The 25,497-nt window shown below is 27.8% G+C and carries 22 protein-coding genes and 1 riboswitch; of the genes, 4 read left to right on the plus strand and 18 right to left on the minus strand.

Annotation, left to right across the window (positions count from 1 at the left end):
• Positions 1-126: 126 nt before the first annotated feature.
• Both metG and B2694_RS10275 read right to left on the minus strand, forming a co-directional pair.
• Positions 127-1,773, minus strand: coding sequence for a methionine--tRNA ligase (gene metG, locus B2694_RS10270; protein WP_346885652.1), 1,647 nt, complete (start codon positions 1,771-1,773; stop codon positions 127-129).
• A 471-nt stretch (positions 1,774-2,244) separates the two neighbouring features.
• Positions 2,245-2,619 (minus strand): YbaN family protein, encoded by a 375-nt coding sequence (locus tag B2694_RS10275; RefSeq protein ID WP_035129974.1) that lies wholly within the window; start codon positions 2,617-2,619, stop codon positions 2,245-2,247.
• A 655-nt stretch (positions 2,620-3,274) separates the two neighbouring features.
• On the opposite strand from B2694_RS10275, the gene B2694_RS10280 reads away from it, so the two are divergent.
• From B2694_RS10280 to B2694_RS10290, 3 genes are all read left to right on the plus strand, one after another.
• A complete protein-coding gene (locus tag B2694_RS10280; RefSeq protein ID WP_346885653.1) occupies positions 3,275-3,901 on the plus strand; it encodes a TrkA C-terminal domain-containing protein in 627 nt (208 codons plus the stop codon).
• Between the two features lie 181 nt (positions 3,902-4,082).
• On the plus strand, positions 4,083-5,207 hold the full coding sequence (locus B2694_RS10285) for an ABC transporter ATP-binding protein (RefSeq protein WP_346885654.1): 1,125 nt from the start codon (positions 4,083-4,085) through the stop codon (positions 5,205-5,207).
• 4 nt (positions 5,208-5,211) lie between these two features.
• Positions 5,212-6,783: a glycine betaine ABC transporter substrate-binding protein gene (locus B2694_RS10290; RefSeq protein ID WP_346885655.1), complete on the plus strand. Its 1,572-nt coding sequence runs from the start codon at positions 5,212-5,214 to the stop codon at positions 6,781-6,783.
• Positions 6,784-6,900: 117 nt separating this feature from the next.
• Here the strand turns inward: B2694_RS10290 and B2694_RS10295 are convergent, their stop codons facing one another.
• The 5 genes from B2694_RS10295 to B2694_RS10315 all read right to left on the minus strand — a co-directional run bounded on the left by B2694_RS10295 (position 6,901) and on the right by B2694_RS10315 (position 12,022).
• On the minus strand, positions 6,901-8,046 hold the full coding sequence (locus B2694_RS10295) for a LysM peptidoglycan-binding domain-containing protein (protein ID WP_346885656.1): 1,146 nt from the start codon (positions 8,044-8,046) through the stop codon (positions 6,901-6,903).
• Positions 8,047-8,225: 179 nt separating this feature from the next.
• Positions 8,226-9,182 (minus strand): siderophore ABC transporter substrate-binding protein, encoded by a 957-nt coding sequence (locus B2694_RS10300; RefSeq protein ID WP_346885657.1) that lies wholly within the window; start codon positions 9,180-9,182, stop codon positions 8,226-8,228.
• 181 nt (positions 9,183-9,363) lie between these two features.
• A complete protein-coding gene (locus B2694_RS10305) occupies positions 9,364-10,119 on the minus strand; it encodes an ABC transporter ATP-binding protein (protein ID WP_346885658.1) in 756 nt (251 codons plus the stop codon).
• Positions 10,120-11,079, minus strand: a complete 960-nt coding sequence (locus B2694_RS10310) for an iron chelate uptake ABC transporter family permease subunit (RefSeq protein WP_346885659.1) — start codon at positions 11,077-11,079, stop codon at positions 10,120-10,122.
• Positions 11,069-12,022 (minus strand): ABC transporter permease, encoded by a 954-nt coding sequence (locus B2694_RS10315; protein ID WP_346885660.1) that lies wholly within the window; start codon positions 12,020-12,022, stop codon positions 11,069-11,071. Before B2694_RS10315 ends, B2694_RS10310 begins: the two co-directional genes overlap by 11 nt.
• A 473-nt stretch (positions 12,023-12,495) precedes the next feature.
• On the opposite strand from B2694_RS10315, the gene B2694_RS10320 reads away from it, so the two are divergent.
• Positions 12,496-13,422 (plus strand): DMT family transporter, encoded by a 927-nt coding sequence (locus B2694_RS10320; protein WP_346885661.1) that lies wholly within the window; start codon positions 12,496-12,498, stop codon positions 13,420-13,422.
• An 82-nt stretch (positions 13,423-13,504) separates the two neighbouring features.
• On the opposite strand, the gene B2694_RS10325 is transcribed toward B2694_RS10320, so the two are convergent.
• The 11 genes from B2694_RS10325 to B2694_RS10375 form a co-directional block, all read right to left on the minus strand.
• Complete coding sequence (locus tag B2694_RS10325) at positions 13,505-14,056, minus strand: GNAT family protein (protein ID WP_346885662.1); 552 nt, start codon at positions 14,054-14,056, stop codon at positions 13,505-13,507.
• 216 nt (positions 14,057-14,272) lie between these two features.
• Positions 14,273-14,788, minus strand: a complete 516-nt coding sequence (locus tag B2694_RS10330) for a hypothetical protein (RefSeq protein ID WP_346885663.1) — start codon at positions 14,786-14,788, stop codon at positions 14,273-14,275.
• Between the two features lies 1 nt (position 14,789).
• Entirely contained in the window at positions 14,790-15,191 is a 402-nt protein-coding gene (locus tag B2694_RS10335; RefSeq protein ID WP_346885664.1) for a DUF4430 domain-containing protein, read from the minus strand.
• A 353-nt stretch (positions 15,192-15,544) separates the two neighbouring features.
• On the minus strand, positions 15,545-17,116 hold the full coding sequence (locus tag B2694_RS10340) for a putative ABC exporter domain-containing protein (RefSeq protein WP_346885665.1): 1,572 nt from the start codon (positions 17,114-17,116) through the stop codon (positions 15,545-15,547).
• Complete coding sequence (locus tag B2694_RS10345; protein WP_346885666.1) at positions 17,116-17,823, minus strand: ABC transporter ATP-binding protein; 708 nt, start codon at positions 17,821-17,823, stop codon at positions 17,116-17,118. The genes B2694_RS10340 and B2694_RS10345 overlap by 1 nt, the downstream gene beginning before the upstream one ends.
• Positions 17,824-18,063: 240 nt before the next feature.
• On the minus strand, positions 18,064-19,044 hold the full coding sequence (locus B2694_RS10350; RefSeq protein WP_346885667.1) for a cation transporter: 981 nt from the start codon (positions 19,042-19,044) through the stop codon (positions 18,064-18,066).
• 283 nt (positions 19,045-19,327) lie between these two features.
• Complete coding sequence (locus B2694_RS10355) at positions 19,328-20,575, minus strand: hypothetical protein (protein WP_346885668.1); 1,248 nt, start codon at positions 20,573-20,575, stop codon at positions 19,328-19,330.
• Between the two features lie 65 nt (positions 20,576-20,640).
• Positions 20,641-21,363: an HD-GYP domain-containing protein gene (locus B2694_RS10360; protein ID WP_346885701.1), complete on the minus strand. Its 723-nt coding sequence runs from the start codon at positions 21,361-21,363 to the stop codon at positions 20,641-20,643.
• 6 nt (positions 21,364-21,369) lie between these two features.
• On the minus strand, positions 21,370-21,696 hold the full coding sequence (locus B2694_RS10365) for a hypothetical protein (protein ID WP_346885669.1): 327 nt from the start codon (positions 21,694-21,696) through the stop codon (positions 21,370-21,372).
• 675 nt (positions 21,697-22,371) lie between these two features.
• A riboswitch (cobalamin riboswitch) is annotated at positions 22,372-22,548 on the minus strand.
• A gap of 168 nt (positions 22,549-22,716) precedes the next feature.
• The gene (locus B2694_RS10370) at positions 22,717-24,384 is read right to left on the minus strand and encodes an ABC transporter permease subunit (protein ID WP_346885670.1); all 1,668 of its coding nucleotides are present in this window, start codon (positions 24,382-24,384) and stop codon (positions 22,717-22,719) included.
• Between the two features lie 25 nt (positions 24,385-24,409).
• A complete protein-coding gene (locus B2694_RS10375) occupies positions 24,410-25,354 on the minus strand; it encodes an ABC transporter ATP-binding protein (protein WP_346885671.1) in 945 nt (314 codons plus the stop codon).
• Between the last annotated feature and the right edge of the window lie 143 nt (positions 25,355-25,497).

The following is a 25,497-nucleotide window of genomic DNA, read 5'->3' on the forward strand; positions in this document are numbered from 1 at the left end:
CTCATAAATATAAAACTATAGCAAAATATAAGTTACTATTCTTACAAAAGAAGTTATCAAAAATTTTAATAATACACTAACATATAAATTATATCATAACATTCCAAAATGTTTTGCTAATGGACACTAAGTGGATTTAATATCTTTGCCATGTTGTTCTAATTTACTTAATTCTTCATCAACAATACTCTTATCTAGTCTTTCAAATAAAACATGAAAATTACTTATATTTACTCCTGAATTTAATTGAATCTCTTTCCACCTATTTTCTTCACAATAAAACCAACTTTTAATCTTTTCTGAGGACTCTGGCAAAAATGGATTTAGAAGATTTGCTAGGTTTACAATAGCATATAAACAATTATAAATAGTATTTTCACATTGTTTACTATCTTGTTTTATGGTAATCCATGGCATTTCTTCATCAAAATATTTATTTATACTTCGTATAAATGTAAATATTCTTTCTATGCCAGATTTTAAATTTCCTTCTTCTATATTTTCCCCAATATTTTTATATAATTCTTCTATAGTACTTTTAATTGACTCTTCAACTTTTCCTTTTGGTACCTTGCTATTAAAATTCTTCTTAACAAATACCAAAGTCCTATTAACTAGGTTTCCATAAGCTCCCAATAATTCACCATTATTTTTATTTATGAACTCCCTCCAAGTAAAATCAGCATCTCTTCTTTCAGGTCCATTTGCAATAAAGAAATATCTTATTAAGTCACTATTATATCTATCTACTATATCTGGTACCCAAATTGCCCAGTTATTACTTGTTGATATTTTCTTTCCTTCTAAAGTCACATATTCACTAGAAATAACCTTATCTGGATTTCTTTCTGGTCCTGTTCCTCTTAATAATGCTGGAAGTATGATTGTATGAAATGGTATATTATCTTTTCCATGAATATAATATGAAATACTGCTACTATTCCAATAATCACTACAATTTTTATTATTTTCTTTTCCCCACTTCTCACTTACAGTTAAATATCCCAATACCGCATCAATCCATACATATACTTTCTTATCTTCAAATCCTTTAATTGGTATATCTATTCCTATATCTAAATCCCTAGAAATAGCTCTATCTTTCAAACCTTCATTTAAGTATCTTTCTGTACTATTTACTGCATTTATTCTCCAGTTTTTTCTAGACCTTTCTAAATGCTTTCTAAGTCCTTTTTCAAAAGTAGATAATGCAAAGTATAGTTGTTTAGTAGATTTTACTACTGGCTTACTACCACATAATTTACACTGTCTATCCTTTAACTCTAAAGGATCTAGAAGTGTTGAACAATTTTCACATTGATCACCTCTTGCAATACTATTGCAATGCGGACATACTCCCTCTACATATCTATCAGGTAAAAATTGTTTGCATTCCTCACAATAAACTTGACTTACTTTTTTTTCATATATTAAGCCTTTTTCATATAGACTTATAATTATCCTTCTTACTTCTTCTTTATGCTGATTATCATCAGTTCTTGAATAGCAATCATAGCTGAAATTTAACTTATCAAAGCAATACTTAAATTCCTCATGATATCTATTAGCTATAACTTCTGATAATACACCCTCTTTTTTTGCTCTAATAGAAATAGGGGTTCCGTGACAATCACTTCCTGAGATATATAATACATCATCCCCTTTTGCTCTATAATACCTAGCTATAACATCTCCAGGCAATAATGCTGCAATATGTCCTATGTGCAATGAACCATTGGCATATGGCCATGCCCCTCCAATTAAAATATTCATTCTACTCTCCTCCTCTTATACTATTTAATTTTCACTTCTCCAAATTATAAATTTGGAGTAAAACTAAAAACTCCCGCTCCTAAGAAATTAATCTTAGGAACGAGAGTTAAAACTTCGTGTTACCATCCTACTTCATTTACATTTCACAATATAAATCTCTTCAAGTACGCTATAATTAAAATTGCTTACATGAAATTTATTCCACGACTAGTACATAGATAAAATTTCTCATAAAAATCCTGTTTATAGTTATACTCTATCACTATTACGGGTGAACCCGTTGCAGCCTTAATATTAAATCTCGGTGCACTGCTCCAAGGCCATTTTCTCTTTAATATCCTTTGCTTCTTCTCACCAATGAAAGCTCTCTGTATAAGTATTCTTAAAGTTACTTTCCTTTTCTTTGCATTTAGCTATTATACTTATAATTATATATATATTTACCAACTTGTCAATTGAAGTTTAAAACTATTAATTATTAATAGTTTTTATTACAAATAGAAAATAGTAATATTTAATTATTATCATCAAAACAATAATGCATTTTATAACTAAACTATCTAAAATTATAAGTGGAAATGCCATCATAAAATCAGCAAATAACAATATAGTCATCTTTTGTTTTAAAGTCATTGCTTTTTCCTTTACAAAACTATCTAGGTGTTTTTTATATATCTTTGTGTTCTTGAACCAAATATCAAATCTCTCAGACCCTTTTACAAAGAAAAAAGAGGCTAACAGCAAAAATGGTGTTGTGGGGAGTATAGGTAATATAATCCCTATCGCTCCAAGTGTAAAACATATCAACCCTACAGATACGCATATAAACTTTTTACACTTATTCATAGTAACTCCCTTCCTAAATCCTTATAGAGATAATCATTTTAATATGTATACATTATAATAACCAACAATTAATTTCAATATATTTTATCAATTATTTTTTTCTATTTTAATAATTTAAATCTTTATCTTTAATAAACAAGACAAAAACAGAAAAAGCCTACCATCTATATGGTAGACTTTTTCTGTCTGTGTCTTGTTTAATGTCTAGTTCTTTTAAAATTATAGGGAAATTTTAAATGAAACTAATTATATATTAAATTGTTAATATATAGCATAAAAAATTTGTTCTATAATGTTATTATAATACAAAATACTAAAATTTCAAAATATATTTTCTACAAAATTTTAATTTTTTATTAATTCTAGTCTTTTATTCCAATATATTAGGATATACTCTATAATAATATCATATCTAAAAATATTAAAATTAATTTTAACATATTCTTTAAGATATTATTACTTTTAAAAGTAGCTTATTTCCTACAAAGTGTAAACGTTTATAGGTGGTATTAATTAAAGTATATCACTATTATATTCTATGTCAATTCATTATAATAAAGTGAAATACTAATTTTATTTGTACTAATATATACTAATTTAAAATTAAATATGATATATTTAATTTTGTTATTATTATAGTTATAGGAGAATTATTATGGAAAATAAATTTAAAATAACAAGCCCTAGATATCAACAAATAGCTGCCGATGTTGCAGCCAAAATCGTTGATGGTCATTATAAAATTGGTGATAAGATTTACGCAAGATCTTCTCTTGCAAGTCAGTATGGTGTCTCATCCGAAACCGCAAGGCGTGCTATTTGTGTATTATCAGACTTAAATATTGTGGATACTTCCAAAGGTAGTGGAGTTACTATAAAGTCCTACGAAAATGCTATAAAATTTGTTAAACAACATGATGATATTAATACTATAAGTAATCTAAAACAAGATATTATTGATAGTGTTGACAGACAAAAAAAAGAAATAAAATTCTTATATGGATGTCTTTCTGATTTAATAGATAAAACTGATAGATTGCGATCTGTAAATCCATTTACGCCATTTCAAGTAGAAATAACATCTGCTACACCTTATATTAATAAATCTGCATCTGATATAAACTTTTGGCATAATACCTCAGCAACAATAATAGCAATCAGAAGAAACGACTCTTTACTTATGTCACCAGGACCATACGCAGTTTTTCGAGAAAATGATATATTTTATTTTGTTGGAGATGAAAATTGCATTGAGCGTGTTAAAAAATATCTATATCCCTAATTTAAATTGTGTGTAATAAACTTAATATAAATTAATTAAACTATCAGAAAATAATTTATTAATCTTTGCTAGTATATGAACTAAGATTAAGATATTTTTGCGGTAGTTTATTTTTTTGAATTTGACAAAGTAACAACTTGCATTTATAATTAGGTTGTTACTTTACAAAGGAGGATTTACATTGATAAAATTCGAGAATATTTCAAAAAAATTTAAAAATACTACTGTTCTTTCTGATGTCTCTTTTGAGATTGAAAAAGGTAAATTAGTAGCTATTATAGGTGAAAGTGGTTGTGGAAAGACAACTACACTAAAAATGATAAATGGTCTCATAACACCAACTTCTGGTAAAATCTATATTAACAATGAAGATATTAGCACTAAAAATGTAATAGATCTTAGAAGAAATATGGGTTATGTTATTCAACAAACAGGTTTATTTCCTCATATGACCATAAGAGAAAATATTGAACTAATACCAAAAGTTCAAAATGAAAATCCTAAAGATATTACACAACAAACATATAATTTAATGGATATGGTTGGACTTGATTGTGATAAATTTCTTAATAGATACCCTGTAGAACTAAGTGGAGGGCAACAACAAAGAGTAGGTGTCGCAAGAGCCTTTGCCACTAATCCAGATATAATATTAATGGACGAGCCATTTTCAGCTCTTGATCCAATTACACGTTCAAGTTTGCAAGATGAACTTGTGAATTTACAATCAAACCTAAAGAAAACTATTATATTTGTAACTCACGATATGGATGAAGCTATAAAAATATCAGATAAGATGTGCATAATGGATAAAGGTAAAATTATTCAATACGATACACCTGAAAATATATTAAAAAATCCTGTCAATGATTTTGTATCACAATTTGTTGGTAAAAAAAGAATATGGACATCTCCTGAATTTATTAAAGCTGAAGATATTATGATAGAAAATCCTATAACTTGTTCTCAGGACCTATCAATATTTAAATGTATAGAAAAGATGCGTTCATACAAAGTTGATAGCTTAATGGTTGTTGATAACAAATCAAAAAAACTGCAAGGAATAGTAAAGGCAAAACAAATGCGATCAATTGATGATAAATCAATTCAAGTCAGTTCTATTCTTAACAATAATTATATTTATGTTTCTCCAAATGATACTATTATTGATATTTTAAAAATTGTAAATGAGAATAATATTTCAACAGTTCCTGTTTTAAATGATAGTGGCAGTCTTATCGGATTGATTACTGAAAGTAGTCTTGTTACAACGCTAAGTCAACAATATATAGAAGAGGAGGCGTAGTAATATGAATATTTTAGAATACATTTTACAAAATAAAACACAAATTATATCATTATTGATTGAGCATATCAGACTTACTTCAATTTCAGTTGGCCTAGCAATTTTAATAGGTGTTCCCCTAGGAATTCTAATTTCCTATGTCAAAAAGTTAAATAAACCAATTCTTGGAGCAGCAAATATTATTCAAGCTATACCTAGTATGGCTTTATTAGGATTTTCCATACCATTTTTAGGTATAGGAACTCGCCCTGCAGTTACAACAGTAATTCTATATTCCTTGTTGCCTATAATCAAAAATACTTATACTGGGATTTCTAATATTAACCCACAGACAATTGAAGCCGCAAAAGGAATAGGATTGACAAAATTTCAAATTCTAACAAAAATTCAAATTCCATTAGCTCTCCCTGTTATAATGGCTGGAGTTCGAATTTCTTCTGTTACTGCTGTTGGCTTAATGACCATTGCTGCCTTTATAGGTGCCGGTGGATTAGGTTACCTTGTATTCTCAGGAATAAGAACTGTGAATAATAATCAAATACTAGCTGGTGCAATCCCAGCATGTATACTAGCTTTAGCTGTAGATTTTCTAGCTAGTATTGTTGAAAAACTAACAACTCCAATCAGTTTACAAAAGGTTAAGTCTAATACAAAAAAAGATTTCATGAAAACTCGTAAAATGCAAAAAGGAATATTAGCAATCTCAAGTATTTTTATTATTCTAATATTTATATTTTCTGCAATTACTAATGTTAATACTAACTCAAAAGTAATTACTGTAGGGAGTAAAGATTTTAGTGAACAAATGATATTAGGCCACATGGTTTCAGATTTAATTGAAGAAAATACTGATATTTCAGTAAATCGTAAAATAAATCTTGGTGGCACTCAAGTATGTTTTTCTGCTCTAAAATCTGATGACATAGATTTATATATTGAATATAGTGGGACAGCTTATGGAGATACCTTAGGCAATCCTCCTATAAGTGATATGGAAAAAGTATATGCTACTGTAAAAAATGATTTCAAAGAAAAATTTGATATTGAAGTTTTAAAACAAATGGAGTTTAATAATACTTATACCTTAGCTGTTGAACAAGAAACAGCTGAAAAATATAATTTAGAAAGTATTAGTGATCTTTCACTCATTGCTACTAACCTAAAATCTGGAACTACCTTAGAATTCTTAAACAGGGATGATGGTCTTCCTGGACTAAGCAAAAAATACAATTTTTCATTTAAAGATTCTATAGGCCTTGATGGTTCTCCACGATACACTGCTTTAATCAGCAAAGAGATAGATGTGGTAGATGCCTTCGCAACAGATGGATTGCTAAAGAAATTTAAATTAAAGACATTAAAAGATGATAAGAACTTTTTCCCACCCTATTATGCTATGCCTATAGTTAGAGGTGAAACTCTTAAAGAGTATCCAGAAATAATTCCTCTATTGGAACAATTATCAACTATCCTTAATGATGACATCATGATGGAACTTAATTATAAAGTTGATGAACTACAGATGGAACCTAATGATGTATCCCGAGAATTTTTAGAAAAACAAGGTTTAATATAAATATAATAACTTTTTATTCCAACTAATAAGTTATAGATTAAATTTCAAATACAAGAGACTGTGCAGAATAGATTAAAAATCACTCTGCAACAGTCTCTTTTTCTCATTAAGGGTGTTTTACTTTATTTTTATCACTTGTCCTGGGTATATTAAATTTGGATTTGATATATTATTAAGCTTAATAAGAGTTGAAGTAGTAGTATCAAACCGCTGTGCTATCTCACTTAAAGTATCTCCCGATTTTACAGTATAATAGGATGAACTACTAGTATTACCTTTAGATGAAGAACTACCTGATGGTAATACTATTTTTTGTCCTGGATATATTAAATTTGGATTTGATATATTATTAATACTAGCTAGAACTTTAGTTGTAGTTCCATATTCTTGTGCTATACCGCTCAAAGTATCTCCTGATTTTACAATATAATAGGATGAATTACCGGTATTACCTCCTGTTGAAGAACTACCTGTTGGCAATATTATTTTTTGTCCTGGATATATTAAATTAGGATTCGATATACCATTAATAGATGCCAATACTTGATAGGTTGTATTATATTTTTCTGCTATTCCACTTAAAGTATCCCCTGATTGTACTGTATAGTATTTATCATTTTTACTATTATCATCTGTACTTGGACTTTCTGGTATACTTTGTCCATTTAATAATATTCCCTCATTGAACTCATTTAGGTCACAATTTCCACTTACACCGGGGACTTGTCCAGTACTTGAAAATTGAAAACCAACCCATTGATTCCATATTGGATTACTAGCAGGTTTGCTTACCCCATATTCAGCAATCCATAAAGGATATATTCCTAACCTACTATCTAAACTAGTTCTTGCAAAATTAGTATAGGTATAAACTACGATACCCTTACTAGTTAGTCTCTTAACCTCTTCTAAAAATATTATTGCTGCACTTGTTAAAGATGTCTTATTTAAACCATTTGTCTGTTCTATATCTATAGCTAGTCTACAATCAAATTCTCTATTTCCAATGGTATTTACAAAATGCCTAGCTTGAGCTTTAGGATCTATTCCTCCTAGAAAGAAGTGATAAAATCCAACCTTCAAACCATGCTCTTTAGCATTTTTATAGGATGAAGAAAAATAATTATTAACATAGCTTATACCTTCCGTTGCTTTAATATAAACTATTTCTATCCCACTGTCTTTTACTTTTTTAAAATTTACATTTCCTTGCCAACTACTTATATCAATCCCCTTATAATTACTACTATTTCTACTTTCCATAGAAACACCTCCTCTCTATATAAATATGCTCTTTATTAATTTATTCTACTCTATATTATAATTTTTACATTATATAACTAACTTTAATATGATGACAGTATTATAACAACTAAACACACTATAAAAATAGCTATTTGACTTTTAGAATGTCAAATAGCTATTTTCTATTTTACTAATTATTATTTTGTGATACCTTCCATATCCTCTATAATTAAATCTGCTGCTTGAAGTCCAGCTCCACCCACATACCAAGCTTGAGCATTTAGATAAACTATATTTCCATTTTTATATGTGTCTGTAGTTTTTACTAATTCATTCTCTATTACTTCTTTAGCTGCTGAATAATCTTCTGATCCACTTGTTCCTGCTGACTTATCAACTACAAAAAGATAGTTTGGATTTTTAGCTAACAAGTACTCATAAGTTATATTTTGACCATGCTTTGATACTTCTATATTCCCATCTGTTGGAACAAAGCCGAACTTTTCAAATATAATTGAAAATCTTGATCCTGCTCCGTATACACTCATAGAACCATCTGTAATTATAGTAGCTAAAGCATTAAAACCTTGCTCTTTTATTTTTTTGCCTACTTCTTCAACTCTTTTATTAAGTTCTTTTAATTTAGATGTTGCTGCATCTTCTTTCCCAAATATTTGTCCTATTATGTTTACATTTGACTCTAATGACTCTAAATACTTTGTAGTATCTGTTCCTAATTGTATTGTTGGAGCTATAGCAGAAAGTTCCTCATAATAATCAGCTTGTCTACCTTCAATTATTATTAAATTCGGTTTGATCTCATTGATTACTTCTAGACTAAATTCTTTTAATCCACCTAAATCTGTATATTTTTCTTCCTTATATTCTGAAAGATAAGTTGGCAGGTTTTTCTTTGGTAATCCTACTAATCCTTTTATATCTAATGAATCCATAATATCTAAAGATGCATAGTCTAATACTACTACTTTTTCTGGATTCTTAGGTACCTCAGTTTCTCCAGCAGTATGTATTATTTTTATAGTTTCGCCTTTTTCCCCTTCATTATCTTTGTTACCAAGTTTTGTAGCTGCAAACACACCAATTAAAGCAACTATTGCAACTCCTACTATTATATTGATTTTTTTCTTATTCATTTGTTTCACCTATTCCTTTCATCTATATCCAATTAATATTTTCCTTATATATTAATATTTATTTATAATAAATTTCTTTAATTTTTAATTTAAGAAGAAATTATACTTTATTGTTATAGAAATCATAGATTTAAATGGTCACTTAAGTTCGACCAGCCAAATCATAGATTTTGGGTCTCACTTAGAAATATACGCAGATGTTGTTTCCGTTTATATTCTTTATGTGAAAATCTATTTCATATACGTCTTCTAAAACATCTTTTGATATTATGGCATCAGTTATATCATCCTTAACTATCTTTCCATCTTTAAGAATAACTATTTTATCTGAGTAAACTGATGCAAAATTTATGTCGTGCATAACTATCACTACAGTTTTCCCAAGATCATCCACTAGTCCTCTTAATACTTTCATCATCTGTACTGAATGTTTCATATCTAAGTTATTTAATGGTTCATCTAATAGTACATACTCTGTATTTTGAGCTATTACCATAGCAATATATGCTCTTTGTCTTTGTCCACCGCTAAGCTCATCTAAATATCTATCTTCAATATCCTTAAGTTGCATATATTCTATGGCTTTATCTACATACTTTGTGTCTTCCTTTGTCAGTCTACCTTCGCAGTGAGGATAACGTCCAAAGCTAACTATTTCCTTTATAGTTAATCTTACATTTATATTGTTAGATTGTTTAAGTATAGCTATTTTTTTAGCTAGTTCCTTAGTGTCCCATTTTTCTAACTCCCTACCATCTATAATAACTTCGCCTTCATCTTTCTTCATAATACGAGATATCATTGATAGTAAAGTACTCTTTCCTGCTCCATTAGGTCCTATGAAAGAAGTAATCTTACCTTTTTCTATGTTTAAAGATACATTGTCTACTACTGGATTATCTCCATATTTTTTAACTATACCTCTAACTTCTATCATTTATTTTCCCTCCTTCATTAAAAGATATATAAAGTAAATTCCACCAATAAAATTAATTATTATACTTACTGTACTTCCAAAATTTAATATTCTTTCAACTATGAATTGTCCAGCTATTAAAGCAATTATACTTATCAATATACTTCCCGTTATTTGATAACTATGTTTATATGTATTAAGAAACTGGTAAGATAGATTAACCACCAATAATCCAAGGAATGTTATTTGTCCAACTAAAGCTGTAGATATTGATACTAATACTGCTACAACTATTAATATTTTTTTAGAAAATCTATCAAAATCTATTCCTAAGTTTATAGCTTGATCTCTTCCCAAAAGCATAACATCTAATTTTTTTACATCATCATAAAATAATACAAAAATGATTAGTAAGGCTATTACTGATATTAACAATATATCCGTATTAACATTAGCAAAGCTAGCAAACATTTTACTTTGTAATGTTTCAAATTCATTTGGATCAATTATTACTTGCATAAAAGATGTCATACTTTTAAACAAGGTTCCCAATACTGTTCCCACCAATAGCAAAAAGAATATATTACTATTTCCATCTTTCTTAAATAATATTTTATAAAGAACTAAAGTTCCAACTAACATTATGGTAACTGAAACCATAAAATTCACATTTCTGTTTATCATAAATATACTTGATGCTCCGAATAAAAACACGGATATGGTTTGTACAAACATATATAAGGAATCAAGTCCAAGTATGCTTGGCGTTAGGATTCTATTATTTGTTACTGTCTGAAATATCATAGAAGAAAAGGCTATTGACCCTCCAGTAATTGCTATAGCTATAACCTTAGGTATTCTCTTTGATAGGTTGTAATCCCAGTTTCTACCATTTAATCCTTCAAATAAAAATAAGCCAATAACAAATAATGCAACTATTCCAAGTATATATAACTTCTTTTTATCTATATTATCCTTCATTTCTATTCCTCCTAAATATCAGGTAAAGGAATATAATACTTCCTGTAACTCCTACAGTAAGACTTATAGGTACTTCATAGGGATGAATTACAAGTCTACCTATAATGTCACATGCTAGTACAAATATTGCCCCAAACAAAGCTGTATCCCAAATATTCTTACTAAGATTGTCCCCTTTAAATATAGATACTATATTAGGAACTATTAATCCTATAAAAGGTATATTCCCAACAGTTATTACTACTAAAGCTGAAATCAATGCAACAATTATAACTCCAATATTGGCAACCTTATTATAGTTAATCCCTAAATTTGATGAGATATCCTCTCCCATTCCTATAATAGTAAATTTATTAGCATACAAAAGTGCTAATATTAATAATGGTATAGTCAAATAGAGCAGCTCATAATTTCCCTTTATAATCATGGAAAAATCTCCTTGGAGAAAAGTTCCCATACTTTGAATTAAATTGTTTTTATAAGCAAAGAAATCTGTCATAGACCCTATAACATTTCCTACCATTATTCCCACTAAAGGTATGAATACAACATTTTTCATTTTTATGGTTTTAAGTATTTTCATAAATACAAATGTTCCCAAAAGGGCAAATATAAATGCTGTTATCATCTTTTGCATCAAAGTTGCTGATGAAAATAGTAGCATAGAAACTAGTACCCCAAGCTTTGCTGAGTCTACGGTAGCTGCTGTACTTGGAGAAACAAATTTGTTATTACTAATTTGCTGCATTATAACTCCACCAACGCTCATTCCTACTCCAGCTACCACTATACTAATAAGCCGCGGCAATCTAGTTAAAATTATTATATTCATCTTACTGTAGTTCCATTGCATTATATCTGTAATACTTATATTTTGAACCCCTATAAATATTGAAGACATACACAGTATTATGAATAAAGGAATTAAATATTTCTTTTTCATATTTCCTCCAAAACTTTATTACGTATCCTAAATATCTTTATGTATTAAATTATGTGATATTCTTAAACACTTATATATACTTGATGTAACAATAAAGCTGCATTATTAATTGAAATATAATTTTAATTGATAATACTTATCGCAACTTCATAATAGCTTAATTGATAATCATTTTCAACTTCTTAAAGCTTAAATACACTTGATTAAATTACTCAAAATTCTCCATTCTCCATTTTTCTGTATTTCTCTTATATATTTGTATTGAACTTTTATATTGAAATTTCGCTTTTAAATTTTAGATAAGATGAATTTTATTGTTAAAAATAACAAATAATAATGCTCATTTACATTGGTTTCATATAATAGTAAAATTCTAATTGAGATAATTAGATATTTAAAACTATATTCACAATAAACATAAGTTAATTTGTAATTATTTAAGTTTTAAATGTACAGAGGGGATTATTTAAATTATGAGTAAAAAAGATGTTTTTCAAAAAAGTGGTGTGATTTTATTATTAGCTTTACTATGTACCTTACTATGGGGAAGTGCCTATCCATCTATAAAGATTGGCTACTCTTTATTTTCTATAGGCGAAAATGATATTTTTAGTAAACTTCTCTTTGCAGGCAATCGATTTGCTTTAGCAGGTCTTCTAGTAATTTTATTAACTTGGATAATTCAAAAGAAATTTCCTATTCCTAAAAAAGAGGCCTTAAGTCACATTTCACTACTTGGGTTTATTCAAACTACTTTAGAATATTTATTTTTCTACATAGGACTTTCTCATACTACGGGTGTTAATGGGTCCATATTAAACGGTACTGCAACCTTTATGGCTGTAATTCTTGCTCATTTTATATATTCAGATGATAAATTAAATTTCCAAAAAGTTTTAGGATGTATTGTTGGATTTATTGGAGTAGTTATAATTAACTTAGGTGGTAAAGTTGGAAGTGGTTTTACCTTTACTGGTGAAGGATTTATTATTCTTGCTGCTGCTTCCTTTGCAATTGGATCTCTTATAAGTAAAGAAGCAGCTAAGAGAGAAGATAGCATGATAGTCACAGGATGGCAACTACTCTTTGGAGGTGCTTTACTTATAATTGTAGGCGTACTTGGAGGTGCACGAACCTCCATACCTTCTACTGAAGCTATGCTATTACTTTTATATCTCTCCCTTCTTTCTTCAGTAGCTTTTACAATATGGACTATCTTATTAAAACATAATAACGTTGGTAAAATTTCTATATACAATTTTTTAACACCTGTGTTTGGTGTTTTTCTTTCTGCTATATTTTTAAAAGAATCTATTTGGCATTGGAAAAATCTGTTGGCACTTGTATTTGTATGTGTTGGAATATATATAGTAAATAAACCTAAAGTTAAAAATAGTTAACTAAAATTAATAGACTCTACGAACTAATTATTCATAGAGTCTATATTTAAAATCTATTCAATCTATAATTATTATACTTTACCTATAAATATTTAATTTTATATTCATCACAATACTCCATTTTAGTTATGGAGTAGCATAGATCATCATATATTCTTCCATCATAAGTTTCGCTAGCCATTCTTAATGTTCCATCATATTTAAATCCACACTTTTCTATAACCCTTTTAGATTTATGGTTTCCGTGATAATGATAACAAGATACTACTTCACATTTTATTTCTTCGAACAAATATTTTATTACCCTATTTACTGCTTCAGTCATAATTCCTTTTCCCCAATATTCTTCTGAAAGTACATATCCTATCATTCTTGCCTTTAATAAATTTCTTTTCACATCTCTATGATTACCAATTGACCCAATTACCCTATTATTTTTCTTATATACAATTGCCCATACCTCATCATTCTTTATAAATGACTGAAGTATACCTTTAGATATTTCTTTATTCTTATGGGGTTTCCATCCTGCCATAGGACCAACATTAGGATTTTTAGAATACTCATAAAAATCATCCAAATCCGCTATTTTCCAACTTCTCAAAATCAATCTTTCTGTTTCTAACAACTTCATAATCCACCTCTTAACTTTTACAATTCATTCTTTAACCTTTTAGTTTATGTTTTATATAAATTATATGTTTTGGCAATGACACTATATGATAAATATACCATAGATACATTTTTATTACTTTATGTATAGACTTAATTCATTAATCTATTCCTAAAAATATAAAAAAGAACTTTGAAATTTCAAAGTTCTTTTTTATATTTTAAAATCTATCTATCCTCAAAATTTAGTGCCTAAATTATATTTTGCTACTAAATTCTTCAATAAATTATATACCCTTTTTCCAAGCATTAACATAATAAAATAATTACCTACCATATGAATTAAATCATAGGGTATTCCATTTATCCAATAAGTTAAAGCAAAGGTTGTAGATACTGTAAAGATATATGGTATTGAATACAGTGCTCCAAAAAACATTCCAAACATACCAGATATTATACTCCAGCCTAAAAAATTTTCTTTAATTATTTTTCTAAATAAAAGCACTACTAGTACTAGCATAGGCCAAACAATCCAGTATCCAAACCACCAAGTTCCCATTCCACTAACAAGACCTAGCAAAAAATTAAATACCACTACAACTACCAACGCTCTTCTGCCTAATACTAAAGTATATATTACCAGTAAAAAAGATACTGGTTCTATATTAGGTATTCCACTCATCATAACTTGTAACACAAGCATTAGCGCTCCAAGTAATGCTAATATTATCAAATCTTTAGTTTTATACATATTACCAACCTATTGTAAGTATAAGTTCTATCTTATCACCATCTTTTATAGCAGTATCATCTATACCAGTTTGAGAATTTTCTCCATTTATTTTTAGATTCCACCACTCTTGCTTGTTAGCATCTGCATTTAGTCCATCTACTCCAGTTATAAATCTAGTAGCTTGAGATGTATCAGCTACAATTATCTTCATTTCATCTAGTGCTTTTCCTAGAGTTTCTGCATTGGTTTTATGTGTATAAGTTTTTTCATGCTTATCCTTTTCACTTATAACAGTAACTTCTATAGTTTTATCTCCTTCAACTTTTTGTTTTGCATTAAAGTTTTTGTAGATAAAAAATCCACCAAATGCAATAATTATAACTATTAAAGAAATTATTATTGACTTCATATTTTTTTTCATAGCTTCTCCTCCTAATAAATAAAATAACTCTCCTTCATTAGAGAAAGAGAGATTTTCATGACTACTATTAGCCTTATCTCTATGTAAAAACTCCATCTCCATGCTATCATATATGTTTTATAAAATCAATGTATTTGATATTTTATAATTGCCTTATATTCTTAAAACTTTTCATAAATATACATGTATCACTTAAATAAGTACTGCATTATTCTATTCAGATTACATGATTATTATGATAGAAACTTTATTATAATTATACTTTCATACTTTTCAAAAATAGTTTTTAACAGAAATCTAACATTTATCATATCTTATATATACCTGAGTAAATTGAACAATTATAAATTTGCTTATACTAAATTCTGTTCTATATTATTTAATATATTCTTACATAGCCATATAATTATAAAAGATATGAGCATATTCCATACAAATGTAATTATTATTGAAATTGTTCCTACATCAAAGATAATAGCTACAATTATAGAACCTATAATTCCTGGTAGTGCAATTATTATCAATGCAAGTATTGTTAAAAATATTAATAAGCCTTTCCCTGTAACTTGTTTGAATATTTTTTGAGACAATACATCTCCTGCTATAAATAACATTCCAAATCCCAATCTTGCTATTATGCATACTAATATTTCTATAGGTGAAGAACCTAATATGATTCCCGCAATAACAAATAGTATAATTCCATCTATAAAACACTTTATTAAGTTTTCAGAAACTATATACATCAATTTTTTAAGTGGACTTTCAGGAATTAAATATACGTAATGCATTTTTAGTTCTCTAACCCAGCGCCCTGCAAAAGTCATAAATAATTGAATATATGTGGCCATAGCAAAGGTAGCTATTATACTTCCTATGTCTTTCATTGTTAATGTAAATATGACCACAACTACTATTTGAATTAAAGTAGTATTGTCTAAAAAGAATTTTCCTGCTCTCCTATTTTCTAACATATGCTTAAAAAAGAATACAGAAGCTCCTCTTCCTTTATTTATTCCAACATTTTTTAATTTTATCTTCTTAGTATCTTTAACTTCTACTATTCGGCCTTCTTTTGCATCTTCCACGCGTTTATGCATAGTTTCTGTAGCTTGAAGTACGTCTTCATAATATTCATTTTTACTTTTCATAAGAATAACTATAGTTAATACTACGCCTATAAGTGTTGCTAAAATGTACATTAACGCATTAGAGGTTTCGCCTATCAAAATACCATAAATTACTCCTTTTATCCACCCTACAAAAGGAATAAATTCTAGATAACTTACATTTATTCCACTAACTAGAGCTCCTATACCTCTTCCACCTTCTTTTATATTAAATAGAATAGAAATTATTAAAGGTAATATTAGGATATAAATTAAAATCTTTACTGCTTTCTTTTTACCTTCATCTCCGCTAGTAATTGAATAAATAGCCATAGATATGATACTACTTATGAAAACTAACATAAAATATCCTAGGAATATTACTATTGCACCTAGCGGATTTACTCCATACCTCTGTTTAAGTACACCAGCTTGAAAGAGTATAAAGATGGATATAAATAAAGATGTACCTAACTGTCTTATAAGTCCATATATAAGTACTTTTTTAGATGATATAGGAGAAACAAAGAGCAAGTTTACATCAGACATTTTAAAAAATGTAGCTCCTGATGATAATCCTTGGATGATTTGAGTTGTAAATAAAAACATAAATAGTGCATATATTATTGCTCCTAGCTCCGCCATTGGACTTAAGCTATTTACATCAACATTATTGGAAGTTTTAGCTGAGGTTATAAAAACAAAAACCATTAAAGCTATCAAAATTATATATCCTATTAATCTACCAGGATGATTCTTTAAATCCCTTATTCGATTTTTTAAGGTTGTTATCCATAGATAAATTATTCCTTTCACTACTGATCACCCTTTCCTTCAGTGATATGAAAGAATAATTCTTCTAATCCTTCATTAGATTTTTCAGCATCTTCTTTTACCCTTGTTGCCGCAATTTTTCCATTCATCATGATATGTGCTACATCCCAGAACTCTTTCACACTATCAATCATATGAGTACTTATTATCATTGCTGCGCCTTGATTTTTTAATTTCATTATTAATTCTTTTAATGCTTTAATTCCATGGGGATCAAGACCTACTAAAGGTTCATCAAAAATTATAACCTTAGGTTTTGGTAGTAATGCACAACAAATACTTACCTTCTGCTGCATTCCTTTAGAAAGTTCTTTCCCAAACTTTTGTTTTTTGTCATCTAGTTCAAATATCCTTAACAGTTTTTCAGCATATTCTCTCCAGTCAGTAAGATTATAGCCTCTTGCAATAAATTCTAAATGCTCTTCCACTGTTAACATATCATATAGTACAGGTACTTCTGGTATATATCCAATCATTCTTTTAGCTTCTATGGATTTATTATCAAAACCTTCTATGGATATATTTCCTTGAAATCTTAATAGTCCGCATATACATTTAATAATAGTAGATTTTCCTGCACCATTAGGCCCCAAAAGTACTGCTATCTCTCCATCGCCAACTTGAAAACTTATATTATCATTAGCAACAAATTTTCCATATTTCTTCATGACATTATTTATAACTAACATCAAAATCACCATCCTTTAAAGTTTAACTTAATACTAGATTTTTTACCAAATATAGTTATCCATATTTGTACTTGAGTTTAATTACCAATATTAACATTTTATACAATAACCATTGTAATTACAAGTATAGAGAATAAAATGTTAACAATTCATTCTAATACAACTAATAAAGTGGCTTTGTTGAAAATTTCAGTAATAAAATAATAGGTTTTAAAAGCAGAGCTTCTAAAACCTATTATTTTATATTGACATTGTTAAATATGTTACATAACTAGCCACTATTGCCATACTCGCTAATATATAAGGTAACGAACTTGATACCTTATGTATCTCCTTTGCTTGTTCTTTTTTTATCTTTAACATACCATAAGCAACTACAGTACATATAAATCCAAATATTATTAATAAGTATCCTTGGTTTGATGCTTGATAAATAGATCCTTTTATATATAGTATATCAGCTAAAAACAATATGCAAAAATTAAATAAATTACTTCCTACAATGTTTCCAATCATAGCATTAAAATTACCTTTTTTAGCTAAAGATATAGAAGATGTTAATTCTGGAAGAGAAGTTGCAACTCCAAGGAACAATGCCCCCGCCAAGGTAACCCCTAGGTTTAACTCCTTTGCAATCATATCTGTTACTATAGTAATACCTATACTAAACACAATTAATCCTATACTTAATAGTGTAAATCTCACATATATTTGCTTTACTGTAAGATTGCAATTACTTTCTCCACTATCTTCTGCAGATTCATCCCCAGACATAGCCTTAACACCAAAGATATACAATAGCATAATTGCTATAGAGAATATGCTTACACTAAAAAATGAAAATTCTCTTCCAATATAATTAGCAACAAACACTATTACATAAATCACCATTAAAAGTTTCAGTGTATTCCTATGGCTTGATGTTACTACAGAGCTTTTGAATCTCTTAACTCCTACTAAAACTAATACTGCTAAAATAGTTAAGTTAAACACATTACTACCAAGAATATTACCTGAAACTAATTGTACTTCATTCAAAAATATAGTAGATGAAATACTTGTAAATAACTCCGGAAGTGAAGTTACTGCTGCTAACATGACACCTCCAATAAAAGCTCCTGATAAATTTGTTTTTTTATCAAGCTCATCTACATAATAAGACAATTTAATTGAAAAACCAATTACAAATGCAGCAAAAATTCCATATAAAGCATATATCATTTTCATTCCTCCTATGTATTTTAACAAAATAAAAGAGACTCATATTCTGATATAAGAATATAAGTCTCGTATTTTAAGATTAAACCAGAATATTAAATATCCAAGATGTTGACCTAATCCCACGAAGTCATTTAATACTTCCTGCTAACTACTCCCTTAATATATAAATTATTATATTATAACCTGTATAACGTTTTAATCATACCATTTTTTTAAAGTTATATCAACTAAAAAGTTTTATAGATTTCGTGAATTAAATTAAATTTAACCTTTTATAAATCCTTTATTGAATTAAGTAATAAATTATATCTTCTAATGAAATGCCATGATAAGATTTTTTAATATTTTCAAACTTTCTTCGTAAATTCCCCTTAATATTTTCAATATATGATATAGTAAAAGGCAAGTATTTAGAAATTTCTTTTACATACTCCTTTGAAAAATAATTTTTGTTCATAACAATAGCAAAGATTATCATTAAAATACAATTATCTTTTATTAATTTTTTCAAATCTTCAATATTTTCCCCTTTAAAACACGTTGCATCATCTAATACATGGATAGTTAGATTAATAAGTTTATTAACAATATTATCTAGATGATATTTTCCTGCTAGTTGAGACATTATAGTCATATGTTTATTCTCATAATCTATCCTTACATCTTGCAAATCATCGCATAATTGAAGCAGAAATCCATACCCATAGGTAAAAATCTCCTCTTCTTTGTTTAAGCTTCCATTTATAAGATAACCATCCACAATAACAGATGCTCCCCCCTTTTCAATAGATATATCTAGCATATCTCTTTCATAGGGGTTACTTATACCTTCTTGCTGAATTAGGCTTTTTACTTGTCCTTCATGAATTAATAATAGACCTTGAAAAACTTTTGGATAATCATTTCTATTAAAAACAGATTCTATATATTCAACTAACTTAAACACTTGCTTTTCATGAGAATTTCTCCCCTCTATCTCTTCACCACATAGTCTTTTATAAAACCTGTTATTAAATTCTTTCTTTTCTTCTATTGATATATCTAAATTATCTAAATAATTGTCAGTATATGGATATAGCATGCTATATCCAAAAATAGCCATGGTAAATGATATATCCATATCCTTCATCTTTTGAAGAAGACTAACAATCCACACATTTCTCATAGCTTGACCAATATCTTCATAATTCATTTCTTTATCAAAGATCTTACATTGATTTATAAATACTTTAGTGGTTGCAAAAAACTGATCCTTCATTTTTTTATTTATGGTTCCTAGCTTAAATAATTCTTCTCCCAATATCATATTTTCAAGATAAGAGTTACTATTTTTCTTCCATAATTCTCTATTCTCTTCTTCCAAAGGAAACCTTTCAATAATTTTAATAAATTCATCAATAAATTTCTCAAACTTTTTCTCATTTTTCTTCTTCTTAATATATCCATTAGCTTCTAAGGGAATATCTACACATGTAGGCATACTCCACCATATTTCTTTATATAAATTTTTTAAAACCTTAATATTTCCCATATAGCTTTCACCTACATTACTATTTATGATAATCATCTCCTTAGATACCATTTACTTTACAAATACTACACTATAGTGCTTATGATTGTTAAATTTATAATATTCTTTAAATCAATCTCATAAGGACTAATTTTATTATTGTATTCATCTTTCACAATTCTTACTACTGGTCTATCTGGGAACCCATTATTTTGAATTACCACATACCCAAATAAATTATTTGATAGATATACAGGACATCCTAATGGATAAACTGCAAATGTATCTTTAAACAACTTAATTATTTCAGGATCAAAACTTGTATATGTCTCTGCTAAAATTAATTCATAAGCTTCTCTAGGGTCAAATTTTTTTCTATAGCATCTATCTGATGTTATGGCCGTAAACACATCACATATAGAAATGATTTTTGCAAATTGTGATATTTCATTATCTTTTAATCCATAAGGATAACCTGTACCATTATACTTTTCATGATGTTCTATTACTCCACCTATTATCTCTTCATTTATTATAGGATTACCAAGTAGTATATCTCTACCGTATAATGGGTGCATCTTAATTTGCTTGAACTCATCTTCAGTTAATTTATCTGGTTTATTTATGATTCTACTAGATATTTTCGTTTTTCCTATATCATGAAATAGAGATGATATGGCTAAATCACGTAATCTTGATTTCGAAAAATTCATATTTACTCCTAGAAAAATTGCCATAATACTAGTATCCACAGAGTGTATGTATGTATAATCATCATATAATTTTACTTCATATAAATTTAGATTTATGTAGTTTTAACTCTGTATATATTCAACTAAATCATCAACCATAGTTAGAGATTTACTTAAAGATTTATTATCATAATTTATTAAGTCACTAAACATATTAGGTATGGTTTGAAGTATATTCTTTTTTAGATTTATAAGTTTACTATCATCTTTTATATCTTTTAAGTCATCGTCTTGTACATACAGAAAAAAAATCCCTTGCTGTTCAATACTATTTTTTACTTGATCAGTAATTATAATACCTTTTTTTAACAAAGTCTTACCCGAGCCTGTAATAATGTCCTTAGCAAGTATTTCATTTCCCTGCAAATCCTTAAGCAATGTTAATTTCATATAATCCCTCTCCATAAACATAATTATCTGTATTTTATTACTTTATCATATCATATCTATAAATTATATGATACTTTAATTTTATTATTTATACATATACTGTATATTATGAAAATAACTTGATAAACCAATGTTGGTAGAAAAAATTAAGACTATATCATAAATTTTCGATATAGTCTTAATTTCTTTTATATTTAATCATATATTTATCCAATTATAGGGTTATAGGATGTAACCACTACAAATTATAGTGGTTACATCCCTGTGTGAAATTAGTTGGTTTTATCAAAACCACTAAGAGGGACATAAGTAGAAAATTTACATTTATATTGACTAAAGTTTTGGGTTGAAAACTTTAAGTTAATAACTAAAGTAACAATTAAAATATAGTTACTTTACTTGTATATTTTATATAGGAGAAAGCCACGCCTTTGTGGCTTCATAGTTTATTTAAACTGTAAAATAGCTTATATATTCTACAATCCACATCCTTGTAAATTCTCCTAGAAATATAAAAAAAGATAGATATCATTGATACCTATCTTGGAATATACTAAATTTAAATAAGTGAAAGCTTTTGCAATTTAATTTATAGTTTAAATCTATAAATATAAATACTATATTTTACCTAAACCATCACTGGATAAATCTTTTAACTCTTCCTCAGAAAGTATCAAATTTCATAATCCTATGGCAGGTCTCCTGGCTTGTGAATCATACTTCTTAGCGCCTTCCCAAAATAAATTAGTGGCTTTTGCTAAGTCGTCCTCACTTACAGTTACTGGGATAGCTTTGGATTTTCACCAAATTCCCTATTAAGTACTTAGTACACCTATCGGACTCTATATATTAAATTTTATTTTTAATCTAATAAGTTTAAAATGTAAGTTGTAGTTATTTTATAAAATTAACTTTCCATTCCCCTTACAATTATTATTCTACTGAACTAGATTAATATTGTCAACCCCACTTTTTTAAATAAATATAGAAATATTTTCACTTAGAATTTCATTATATAAATTAATTCATTACATCTCTCTTTTGGAACACTAAGAATGAAGCTATAATTAATATTGTAGCAAACACAATCAATTGAATTGCCCCCATAGTTGAACTTAAAACTATACTATATTCACTTTTAAACATTTCAGCATATTGAGAATTTGTAATGAAAGTTGATAAATTCATGTAAGGTAATATAGTTTTACCTACCCATCTCATACCTAAGCTTGCCATAATCATTGTAGCAACTGAGCTACCTAAATATGCTACAGTAGTAAGACCAACTGCTAAAGCTGTATTTTTTATAATAGTTGATATTGCAAATACTAAAGCTATTATAAATATTAAGCTAATGCTTGAGAATAAAAGCTTAGGTATAATTGAAATTACAAAGCTTTGCTGAACTATATTTTCTCCACTGAAAGAAATTACTTTTGTAGCAAGTCCTCCAAAACCATTTACAATTCCACTTGATATAATATTTAATATAACTGTAGTTAACAGTACCCCATACCCAATTATAAATACTGATACTAATTTAGAAAATAAAATTTTCCATCTAGATACTGGTCTAATCATAAGTAATCTAACTGTACCTGTAGAATACTCTGAAGAAACTATACCTCCTCCAATTATTATGCATAGTATAATTGAAACACTAACATACATTAAATAAGTTCTATCTACAGAATTTCTAATATCATTATCAAATTTAACTTGTGGTATATTATTTTCAAGACTATACCAATCAAGAGCTATATCCTGCTCTATAGATTTACTTTTCTTCTCATAATCTTTTTTGTACTCCTCATAAGTATACCCTTTTACTATCTTCTCGCTATTGTATTGTGTAAATTCAGTTTCACTAAGCAGTCTCTCACCATTTTCATCAATCTTATAGGAAATATCCCTAATAGTGTTGTTTTTCCAATTCTTATTGTCATAAGGAATTTTATTATTATATCTATATTCAGTTGCCTTAAGTCTTTTCTCCAAAGCATCAAGCTGAATTTTAGAATTCTCTAGAGATGTAACAAAATTTTTATTATTAGGATTTTTCTTCACTTCATCTTCTGATGTTTTAATCGTTGACTTTAAATTTTTAATTTCCTCCTTAGAAGATTTAATATTCTTCTCCAAGTAAACTAAGTAATCATTTTTTATAACAGAATCATATAATTCCTTACTTTCTTTATTTTTAGAAGCTATTATCTTTTGAAGTTCATCTTTACTCATTTCTAAATATTCATTAAACATATTTACATCAAATTCATGTATATTAAAAAATAATTCTTCACCTACTAATCCATCTGAAATTCCTGATAGAATAATAGCCTCTTTTGATTTGTTAGAAGCCTCTCCAGCTACTTCATTTCTCCAATCATCCCAAGAAACATTATTATCTATTAAAATTTGTGACTTTTTGATATTTTCTTCAAAAACTTTCTTCTGAATGTCTTTATTTTTCTTACTTGAATCAATATTAGTTATTTCTGTTTGTTGCCATTGAATTTCCTGATTATAGCTATTTATATACCACTTTGACTCATCTCTATTCTGTAAAAATTTTAAAGCTACTGGTAACATTATGCTAGCTAAAAGTATTAAAATCACTATTACTTTAACACTAGTTTTTTTATATTGCTTTATCAATTCATTTTTTATTAGTCCACATACTTTACTCATTAAACTCTGCTCCTTTTCTACTATATTACACTATTTGCATTTTAGATCCTGTTGTTACCTTCATAAATTCATCTTCAAGAGTGTTATTAATAGGCTTAATAGTGTAAACTAATATATTCTCCATAATTAAAGCTTTATTAACATTGGCAATTTCATCACGAGAACAAGAAATTAATATTTTATTTTCTTTGAAGTCTACAGTAATTTCTTCAGATATTTTGTTATAATCATTTTCTATAATTTTTCTCGCTAAACTATAATTACTTACTTCTAATTCATAGGTTATCAAGCTTTCGATATTTTGCTTTTTAATATCTTTTAATGTTTTAATATCTATGATTTTTCCATTATCTATTATTCCAACTCGATCACACATAAGCTCCATTTCACTAAGTAAGTGACTTGACACTAAAACTGCTAGTCCCTCTTTTTCTGCCAAATGTCTTAGTGTATCACGTAACTCTTTAATTCCCATTGGATCTAATCCATTAGTAGGTTCATCTAAAATTAAAAGCTTAGGATTGTGTAATAATGCTTGAGCAACCCCAAGTCTTTGACGCATTCCAAGAGAATATTTTTTCACTTTATCATTAATACGATTTTCAAGTTTCACTAATTTTATAACTTCATTAATACGTTCTTTAGAAATATTACCATGCATTCTTCCATATATTTCTAAATTTGTACATCCTGTAAGATATCCATACATCTCTGGATTTTCAATAATCCCCCCTACTTGAGAAAGAGCTTTTTCAAAATTTTTCTTTACATCATTATTACTAATTAAAATATCTCCTTCATCAATTTTTAAAAGTCCTGTAATCATCTTAATAGTAGTTGTTTTACCTGCACCATTTGGTCCTAAAAATCCAAATATTTCTCCTGAGTTTATTTCAAAACTGACATTGTCAACTATTTTACGATTACCCATAATCTTAGTAACATTTTTTAATTCTAGAACTTTAGACATTTCCTCACCTCATAATCTTTGATGATGTTAGCATACAATACCTTTAATACTTTGAAAATAAGTTTCCTCTAATTGTAAGAAAGATGTAATAATCACTTAAATTTTTCTATCAAAAGTAATAATTTCTTAAGAATTAAATTCTG

The organism is Clostridium sp. UBA4395 (assembly GCF_002390995.1).
GTDB classification, from domain to species: domain Bacteria; phylum Bacillota; class Clostridia; order Clostridiales; family Clostridiaceae; genus Clostridium_J; species Clostridium_J sulfidigenes.